We start from the raw sequence: 8961 nt of genomic DNA, 5'->3' as shown, positions 1-8961 counted from the left end.
CGGAATCCTCGAGTTCGAGGGCCTGGGTCACGGCCCGCTCGAACGACCGGATGAACTCGCGGCCGATGATCTTGCGCTTGGTCTCGGGGTCGCTGACCCCGGCGAGGTGGCCCAGGTAGATCTCCGAGTCGTCGAGCGTGATGAGGCGGGCTCCGGTGGCGGCCACGAAGTCGTTCTCCACCTGCTCCCGCTCGCCCGCGCGCAGCAGCCCGTGGTCAACGAACACGCAGGTCAGCCGGTCTCCGATCGCCCGCTGGACCAGCGCGGCCGCCACGGCGGAGTCCACGCCGCCGGACAGACCGCAGATCGCGCGACCCTCGCCGATCTGCTCGCGGACGGCCTCCACGAGCTGCTCCGCGATGTTGGACGCGGTCCACGTGGGCTCCAGGCCCGCGATCTCGGTGAGGAACCGGGTGAGCACCTGCTGCCCGTGGGGCGAGTGCAGCACCTCGGGGTGGTACTGGACGCCGGCCATCCGTCGATCGACACACTCGAACGCCGCGACCGGGGCACCGGCGGACGAGGCGGTCACCGTGAACCCCTCGGGCGCCGACGTGACCGCGTCGCCGTGACTCATCCACACCGGGTGGGTCGCGGGCAGTCCCGCGTGCAGCACCCCGCCGGACACGCCCACCTCGGTGCGCCCGTACTCGCGGTTGCCGGTGTGCGCGACCTCGCCCCCCAACGCACCCGCCATGGACTGGAAGCCGTAACAGATGCCGAAGACCGGCAACCCGAGTTCGAGCACGGCCGGGTCGAGCGCGGGGGCACCGTCGGCGTAGACGCTGGCCGGCCCCCCGGACAGGATCAGCGCCACCGGGTCCTTGTCCCTGATCTCCTCTACCGTCGCGGTGTGCGGGATCACCTCGGAGTAGATCCGCGCCTCGCGCACCCGTCGCGCGATGAGCTGCGCGTACTGGGCGCCGAAGTCCACGACGAGCACCGGCCGGGGCGGGGCGGGGGCTCCTGTGGATCCGGCGGTGATCTGGGAGTCGGTCTGTGCGTTCTCGGCCACGGACCAGAGTCTAGGCCCCGTGGCCACTCCGCCGAACTCGGCCACTTCCGCCCCCGGGGTGTTCACAATGGATCACATCACGACCGGGGTCGTCCTCGGCCGTGACCATCGACCGGGAGGGCACCGATGGAGAGGATGACCGGCTTCGACGCGAGCCTGCTGTACCTGGAGACGGCGCAGCAGATGCTCGTCGTGGGCGGGATCCTCGTGGTGGACGTCTCCGACCAGGGGTCCGCGTACAGCTTCGAGCGACTCCGGACGGAACTCGCCCGTCGGGTCAAGGAGATCCCCGCGTTCCGCCGCAAGATCTACGACTCCGTGTTGAACCTCTGGCATCCGGCATGGGTCGAGGAATACGACCTCGACGTGACGCGGCACGTCCGACGCGTCGACGTGGAGCCGCCCGGTGACGACGACGCCGTGTTCGAGATGTGCGGCCGCCTCAGCAGTCGCCCGCTCGACCGGTCGAGGCCGCTGTGGGAGATGTGGGTCCTCGAGGGCCTGGCGACCCGGACACGGTGGCCGTGTTCTTCCGCGCCCACCACGCGCTGCTCGACGGGACCAGCGCCGCGGCGGTCCTGCGGAAGCTCGGCGGGGCCGGGACCACCCCGTCCGCCCGTGATCTCGACCCGGTGCGGGTCCACGCCGGTGGGGCCAATCCGATCGGACTGGTCGCAGGCGGCCTGTGGGACTTCTCCGTGCGCCGACCACTCACCCTCGCCCGGCTCGTCCCGGAGGCCGCGATGCTGCCGTGGAGACTGCGCAGGGCCACGGCCACGAGGAGGTCCGGCGGGAACGCGGCGGAGGCGGTGGAGGACGGTGGTGACGCGGCGCAGACCACCCCGATCCCCGGCGCCGCGCCGTTCACCGCCCCGAGGACCCGGTTCAACGCGACGATCACCCCGCACCGGGCGGTCCGGGGCACCTCGCTCGACCTGACGGAGATGAAGGAGGTCAAGAACGCCTTCGGGGTGACGGTCAACGACGTGTTCCTGACCGTGGTGGGCGGCGGACTACGTCGGTACCTGCGATTCCACGACGACCTCCCCGAGAAGCCACTCGTGGCGGTCGTGCCCGTGTCGACTCGCGGGGACGAGGGGACCCAGGGCAACAACCGGGTGACCGTGCTGTTCGCGTCGCTGGGGACCGACATCCAGGACCCGCTCGAGCGGCTGCGGGCGGTGGCCCGGCGGACCCGGCGGGGCAAGAGGCGGGCCCGGGGTGGGATGCGCCCGGGCCTCATCCAGGACGTGGCCACGCTGGCGCCGTCCGGCGCCCTGTCGCTGGTGATGCGCCTGTACGGGGACCTCCACCTCGCCGACCTGCACCCGGTGGTGCACAACCTCAGCGTCTCCAACTTCCCCGGCCCCCGAAAGACACCGGACTTCCTCGGCGCGCGGGTGACCCACATGTACCCGCTGGGCCCGCTGATGCACGGTTCCGGGCTGTCCGTGACGGCGATGTCCCTCGGCGATCGGCTCGACGTGGGGATCAACGCGTGCGAGCACCTCGTGCCCGACCCCGGACTCATCGCCACCGGGCTGCGGGAATCGATGGACCGCCTGCTCGAACTGACCCGGGAGACGGCGGCCGGGGCGGGGGACGCCGGGGCGACGGTCTCGACCCCGCCGGGGTCCACGACGACCGAGGAGGGGTGACCCGTGGAACGGATGAGCGGCCTCGACGCCAGCTTCCTGTACCTCGAGACCGACGAGCAGATGATGGTGATCAACGGGGTGGTGCACCTCGACGTCTCCACCATCGACGAGGGGTACTCCTTCGAGCGCCTCCGGTCCGGGCTCGCCCGGCGGGTCAAGGCCATCCCGCCGTTCCGGCGCAGGATCCACGACTCCCGCCTGAACCTGGGACACCCGGCGTGGGTGGAGGACTTCGACTTCGACATCACCCGTCACGTCCACCGGATCCGGCTCGATCCGGACGGCGGCGAGGACGAGCTACTGGCCACGTGCGGGCGACTCGCCTCGACACCACTGGACCGCTCCCACCCGCTGTGGCAGGTGTGGATCATCGAGCGCGGCGACCCGGCCGCCCCCACCGTCACCGCGTTCTGCCGGGTCCACCACGCGCTCATCGACGGCATGCTGGGTGCCGAACTGCTCGCCACCCTCGCGGCCACGGACGCCTCCACGCCCATCCAGGATCCCGCACTGGTCCGGACCCACGTCGGCCGCGCCAACACCGTCCAACTCATCGCCGGGGGCGCGCGGGATCTGATCGGCCGACCCCTGGCGCTCCTCCGCCTCCTGCCCGAGACGCTCTCCGTACCGGGGGCGATGAAGCGGGCCCGGGGCCGGGAGGACGGCGGACGGTCCATGCCCGCCCCCTTCACCGCGCCGCGGACCCTGTTCAACCGCTCCCTGACCCCGCACCGCGCGGTGGCCACGGTGACGCTCGACCTGCGGGCCGTCAAGGAGGTCACCACGCGCCTGGGCGGCACGGTCAACGACGTCCTGCTCACCGTGGTCGGCGGCGCGGTCCGGTCCTACCTCGAGGAGCACGGCGACGCCCCGGACGCGTCGATGGTCGCGATCGTCCCCATGTCCACCCGCGCGGATCTGACGACCGGCGGCGCGAACCAGGTCTCGGCGATGTTCGCGTCCCTCGCGACGGATGTGCCCGATCCCGTCGAGCGGTTCCACCGGATAGTCGACGCGTCGGCGACCGCCAAGGAGCAGGCCGGGAGTATCCGACCGGCCCTGCTGGACAACTGGGGCCGGATGAGCCCCCGCGGCCTCCTCGACATGGGCATGCGGGTGTACGAGGCGCTCAGACTCGCCGACGTCCACCCGGTGATCTACAACCTGATCATCTCCAACGTGCCCGGGCCCCGGAAGCCGCTCTACTTCCTCGGCGCACGGATCACCCACATGCACCCCTTCGGCCCGCTGCTCCACGGTGCGGGGTTGTCGGTGACCAGCGTGTCGATCGACGGCCACCTCGACCTGGGAGTGATCTCGTGCGAGCACCTCGTGCCCGACCCGGACGTGATCGCCCGTGGGATCGGGGCCGGGCTCGAGGAACTGCTCGAGCTCACGCGCGAGCGGGAGCACCCCCGCTAGAGACACCGACGATCGGCAGATGCAGCGCGCCGGGCGCCGCCTCCGGGACGATCGGCGACACGGGCGCCACCGGGGTCACGCGCTCGTAGGGCTCGCCCTGTGCGGGCCGGGGGTCGGCCTCACCCTTGTTGGGCCACAGCGACATGGCCCGCTCGGCCTGCGCGGTGATGCTCAGCGCGGGGTTCACCCCGAGGTTCGCGGAGATCGCGGACCCGTCCACGATGTGCATCGTCGGGTAGTTCCACACCCGGTGGTAGGGGTCCACGACGCCACTGTCCGGCGAATCGGAGATCGCACATCCGCCGAGGAAGTGCGCGGTCATCGGCATGTTGGCGATCTCGCCCCACGTCCCGCCGGCCAGTCCGCCGATGTTCTCGGCGATCCGCCGGGTGGCCTCGTTGCCCGCGGGGATCCAGGTCGGGTTGGGCTCGCCGTGGCCCTGCTTGCTGGTGACGTACCGGAACGGCCCGCGACGCTTGACCGAGGTCTCCAGGGAGTTGTCGAGGTTCTGCATGACCAGGGTGATCACCGACCGCTGGCTCCACCGCCGCAGGTAGAACAGCTGCAGGAACATGCTCGGCTTGCGCCGGATCTCGTTCACCAGGGTGCGCCACCGCGGGAGCGGCCCGTCCCCGTCCGTGAGAAGGGTCTGCAGGATCGCGATGGCGTTGGAGCCCTTGCCGTAGCGGACGGGCTCGATGTGGGTGTCCGGCCGGGGATGGAACGACGACGTGATCGCCACGCCCTCCGAGAAATCCTGTTCCGGCAGGTAATTGGGGCGCATCGCCCCGAGGATCGATTCGGAGTTGGTGCGGGTGAGCTTCCCGAGCGCCGGCGAGAGCCGGGGCAGCGAGCCGTCGTCCTTGGCGTAGTGCAACAGATGCTGGGTGCCCCAGGTTCCGGCGGCCATCACGACGTGCGAGGCGGTGACCGTGGTGGTGCGCTTACCCCATCTGGTCCAGGCTCCGGTGCGCTCGAGCGTCACCTCCCACGTGCCGTCGGCACGCTCGTGCACGCCACTGACGGTCGTGCGGTCGAGAACCCGGGCCCCGGCCCGCTCGGCCAGGCCGAGGTAGTTCTTGAGCAGGGTGTTCTTGGCCCCGTGCCGGCAGCCGGTCATGCACTCGCCGCACTCGATACAGGCGGTCCGATCCGGCCCCACACCCCCGAAGTACGGGTCGCGGACGGTCTCGCCGGGCTTGCCCTCTCCCCCGGTCTTCTCCCCGAAGAACACCCCGACCGGCGTGTAGACGAAGGTGTCCTCGGCGCCCATGTCCCGTGCGACGGCCTTCATGACGTCGTCGGAATGGGTATGGGTGGGGTTGGTGACCACACCGAGCATCCGGCGCCCCTGATCGTAGAACGGGGTGAGCTCGTCCTCCCAGTCGGTGATGTGGCCCCACTGCCGGTCCCTGAAGAACGGGGAGTTGGGCTTGTAGAGGGTGTTGGCGTAATTGAGTGAGCCACCGCCGACGCCCGCCCCCGCCATGACCATCACATCGCGCAGCAGATGCACGCGCTGGAGACCGAACAACTTCAGCTTGGGCGCCCAGACGTACCGGTTGAGCCGCCACGAGGTCTTGGGGAAGTCCGAGTCCTCGAACCGTCGGCCGGCCTCGACGACCGTGACGCGGTACCCCTTCTCCGACAGGCGCAGAGCGGTGACGCTTCCGCCGAATCCGGACCCGACGACGAGGACGTCCGTGTCGGGACTCCCGGTGGAGGCGGTGGTCGAGGGCGACGGCGTCGATGTCGTCATGGTGGGGCTCCCTGGTGGTCGAGGTGTAGGTCACAGTACCCGAGCACCAAGAACCTACCCGACAGTAGCTCCCGTTTTGTCCACCGCGTCAGGGGCGGACGGACAGGTCCACCTTCTGGAATCCCTTGACGTCCGAGTACCCGCACTTGGCCATCGCGCGACGGAGGCCACCCATGAGGTTCCGGGTTCCGTCCGGGACGCTCGTCGGCCCCTCCAGGACCTCTGCCAGGGGCGCCAGGGCCGTCTCGTCGTCGATCTCCGCCACGTGTCCACGGGGGACCTTGGGATGGGCGGACACGGCGTCCCAGTACACACCCCGCCCCGGGGACTCCAACGACCCGGCCAGCAACGGACCCAACACCACGGCGTCGGCGCCACACGCCACCGCACGGGCGATGTCACCCGAGGTGTAGATGTCGCCGTCGGCCAGTACGTGCACGTACCGGCCCCCCGTCTCGTCCAGGTAGTCGCGTCGCGCGGCCGCCGCGTCGGCGATCGCGGTGGCCATGTGGACCTCCATCCCGAGCACGGAACCCGTGGTGGTGACCCCCTCGACGCCGCCGTAACCCACGATCACACCGGCCGCACCCGTGCGCATGAGATGCAGGGCGGTCTTGTAGTCCACCACGCCGCCGGCGATCACCGGCACGTCGAGCTCGTGGATGAAGTCCTTGAGGTTCAGCGGCTCGTCCTCGCCGCTCACGTGTTCGGCGGAGATGATGGTGCCCTGGACGACGAGCAGGTCGATCCCGGCCGCGACCAGACCGGGCGTGAGGTCGCGCGCGTGCTGGGGGGACACCCGGACCGCGACCGTGCCGCCCTCGTCCCGGATCCGCCGGACCGCCGCCGCGAGCAGCTCGCGGTCGATCGGGGCGCGGTGCAGCTCCTGGAGACGCGCCACGGCCCGGTGGCCGGTCACGTCCTCGAGAGCGAGCTCGCGCAGCTCGGCGATCGCGGCCTCCGGATCCTGGTGGCGCGCCCACAGGCCCTCTCCGTTGAGGACGGCCAGGCCACCGAGCCTCGAGAACTCCACCGCCGACTCGGGTGAGACCACCGCGTCGGTCGGGTGGGTCATCACGGGCAGGTCCATCTGATAGGCGTCGATCTGCCAGGCCGTCGACACCTCCTTGGAGCTGCGGGTGCGTCGGGAGGGGACGATGTCCACCTCGCCGAGCCCGTACATCCGTCGGGCCTCACGGCCCATTCCGATCTCCACGACGTTGCGCACGCGCCCTCAGTCCTTGACGTTGTAGTTGGGGGCCTCGACGGTCATCTGGATCGCGTGGGGGTGGCTCTCCTTAAGCCCCGCCGCCGTGATCTGGACGAACTGGGCGCGGTTCATGTCCGGGATCGTGGCCGATCCCGTGTACCCCATCCCCGCGCGCAGTCCACCGGTGAGCTGGTGCAGGACCTGCGCGACGTCGCCGCGGTACGGCACCCGTCCCTCGATACCCTCGGGGACGAGCTTCTCCTCGGACAGCACGTCGTCCTGGAAGTAGCGGTCCTTGGAGAACGACTTCTCCTGCCCCGGCTTGCCCCGGCCGCGCATCGCGCCGACCGACCCCATCCCCCGGTAGACCTTGTACTGCTTGCCGTCCACGAAGATCAGCTCCCCGGGCGACTCCGTGCAGCCCGCGAGCAGCGAACCGAACATGCACGCCGACGCCCCGGCCGCGATCGCCTTGGCCACGTCCCCCGAGTACTGCATTCCGCCGTCGGCGATCACGGGGACGCCCGCGGCGTGGGCCGCCACGGAGGCCTCGAGGATCGCGGTGATCTGCGGGGCCCCCACCCCCGCGACGACGCGGGTGGTGCAGATGGAGCCGGGACCGATGCCGACCTTGATCGCGTCCGCGCCCGCATCGATCATGGCCTGGGCCGCGCCGCGGGTGGCGAGGTTGCCGCCGATCACCTGGACGCGGTCGCCGAGCTCACGCTTGACGCGGGCGACCATCTCGAGTGCGTTGCGGTTGTGGGCGTGGGCGGTGTCGACGACGAGGACGTCCACACCGGCGTCGGTGAGGGTCCCGGCGCGCTGCCAGGCGTCCTCGCCGGTCCCGATCGCCGCGGCCACGCGCAGTCGACCGTCGGAGTCCTTGGTGGCGTCCGGGTGCTTCTCGGTCTTCACGAAGTCCTTGACCGTGATGAGCCCGGTGAGGCGACCGTCGCCGTCCACGATCGGCAGCTTCTCGATCTTGTGGCGTCGCAGGAGTCCGAGGGCGGCCTCCGCCGTGACACCCTCCCGCGCGACGACGAGCGGTGCGCGGGTCATGACCTCGTCGACCCGACGCGACTTGTCCACCTCGAAACGCATGTCCCGGTTGGTGATGATGCCCACGAGTTCGCCCCGCTCGTCGGTCACCGGCAGGCCGGAGATCCGGTAACGGGCGCACATCTCGTCGACCTCGGCGAGGGTGTTGGCGGGAGCACAGGTGACCGGGTCGGTGACCATGCCCGCCTCCGACCGCTTGACCGTGTCCACCTGGGCCGCCTGGTCGGCCACGGAGAGGTTGCGGTGCAGCACCCCGATCCCGCCCTGGCGGGCCATGGAGATGGCCATCCGGGCCTCGGTGACGGTGTCCATCGCGGACGATACGAGCGGCACCCGCAACGTGATGTCCCGGGTGAGCCGGGTGCTCGTGTCGACCTCACTGGGGACCACCTCGGAGGCGGCCGGGAGCAGCAGCACGTCGTCGAAGGTCAGGCCCACCATGGCGACCTTGGTGGGATCGTCGCCGCCGGTGCGCACGGGGCCTCGCGACTCGCTCATCTGCCGTCCTCCTGGGGGTCGTCTGGGTCTGGAGTCCGAGGATAGTGCGTCCGGGGTCCCGGGTTCGAACCGTCGGCCCCGCCAGGTGGTGCCCACGGGTACGGTGGGAGCGTGAACGATCCCCTACGGCACGGAATGCCGCCCGACCCGTTCGCCGGCGATCCGGACGATCCGACCTCGGAACTGGCCGGGCTCGACCCCGTGGACGACGGCATCCCCTCCGGGCCGCTCGACGCGGAGGAACGCCGTGCGATCGAGGAGGACCTCGCCGATCTCGCGGAGTTCCGCGAACTCCTGGCCCCCACCGGCGTCAAGGGGGTGGCCGTGCAGTGCGAGG

At 70.7% G+C, this 8961-nt stretch carries 7 protein-coding genes and 1 pseudogene; 4 read left to right on the top strand and 4 right to left on the bottom strand.

Annotated elements, in window-relative coordinates; translation table 11 throughout:
• A partial coding sequence (gene guaA, locus G6022_RS10350; RefSeq protein ID WP_347238168.1) for a glutamine-hydrolyzing GMP synthase occupies positions 1–985 on the bottom strand: 985 nt, incomplete at its 3' end.
• A 156-nt stretch (positions 986–1141) separates the two neighbouring features.
• Between guaA and G6022_RS17045 the strand changes: the two are divergent.
• The 3 genes and pseudogenes from G6022_RS17045 to G6022_RS10340 form a co-directional block, all read left to right on the top strand.
• Positions 1142–1468: pseudogene (locus G6022_RS17045) on the top strand (wax ester/triacylglycerol synthase domain-containing protein); the annotation flags it as partial.
• Between the two features lie 65 nt (positions 1469–1533).
• Positions 1534–2673, top strand: coding sequence for a WS/DGAT domain-containing protein (locus G6022_RS17040; RefSeq protein WP_347237795.1), 1140 nt, complete (start codon positions 1534–1536; stop codon positions 2671–2673).
• A gap of 12 nt (positions 2674–2685) precedes the next feature.
• Positions 2686–4095, top strand: coding sequence for a wax ester/triacylglycerol synthase family O-acyltransferase (locus G6022_RS10340; protein ID WP_241731147.1), 1410 nt, complete (start codon positions 2686–2688; stop codon positions 4093–4095).
• Here G6022_RS10340 and G6022_RS10335 read toward each other — a convergent pair.
• The 3 genes from G6022_RS10335 to guaB form a co-directional block, all read right to left on the bottom strand.
• Positions 4067–5854 carry a GMC family oxidoreductase gene (locus tag G6022_RS10335; RefSeq protein ID WP_182617170.1) on the bottom strand — a complete coding sequence of 596 codons (1788 nt, stop codon included), beginning with the start codon at positions 5852–5854 and terminating at the stop codon, positions 4067–4069. The two genes, G6022_RS10340 and G6022_RS10335, sit on opposite strands and share 29 nt — an antisense overlap.
• Before the next feature lie 88 nt (positions 5855–5942).
• Positions 5943–7082, bottom strand: a complete 1140-nt coding sequence (locus G6022_RS10330) for a GuaB3 family IMP dehydrogenase-related protein (RefSeq protein WP_179524693.1) — start codon at positions 7080–7082, stop codon at positions 5943–5945.
• Between the two features lie 6 nt (positions 7083–7088).
• Entirely contained in the window at positions 7089–8624 is a 1536-nt protein-coding gene (guaB, locus tag G6022_RS10325) for an IMP dehydrogenase (RefSeq protein ID WP_182609355.1), read from the bottom strand.
• A 135-nt stretch (positions 8625–8759) separates the two neighbouring features.
• Between guaB and G6022_RS10320 the strand changes: the two genes are divergently transcribed.
• Positions 8760–8961 (top strand): DUF5319 family protein (locus G6022_RS10320; RefSeq protein WP_187701329.1); only part of this gene is annotated, 202 nt, incomplete at its 3' end.

Origin of the sequence: Dietzia sp. Cai40, assembly GCF_014145165.1 — a bacterium.
GTDB lineage: Bacteria > Actinomycetota > Actinomycetes > Mycobacteriales > Mycobacteriaceae > Dietzia > Dietzia natronolimnaea.
The sequence above is the reverse complement of the archived record's forward strand: the minus strand, read 5'-3'. Positions and strand labels throughout refer to the sequence as shown.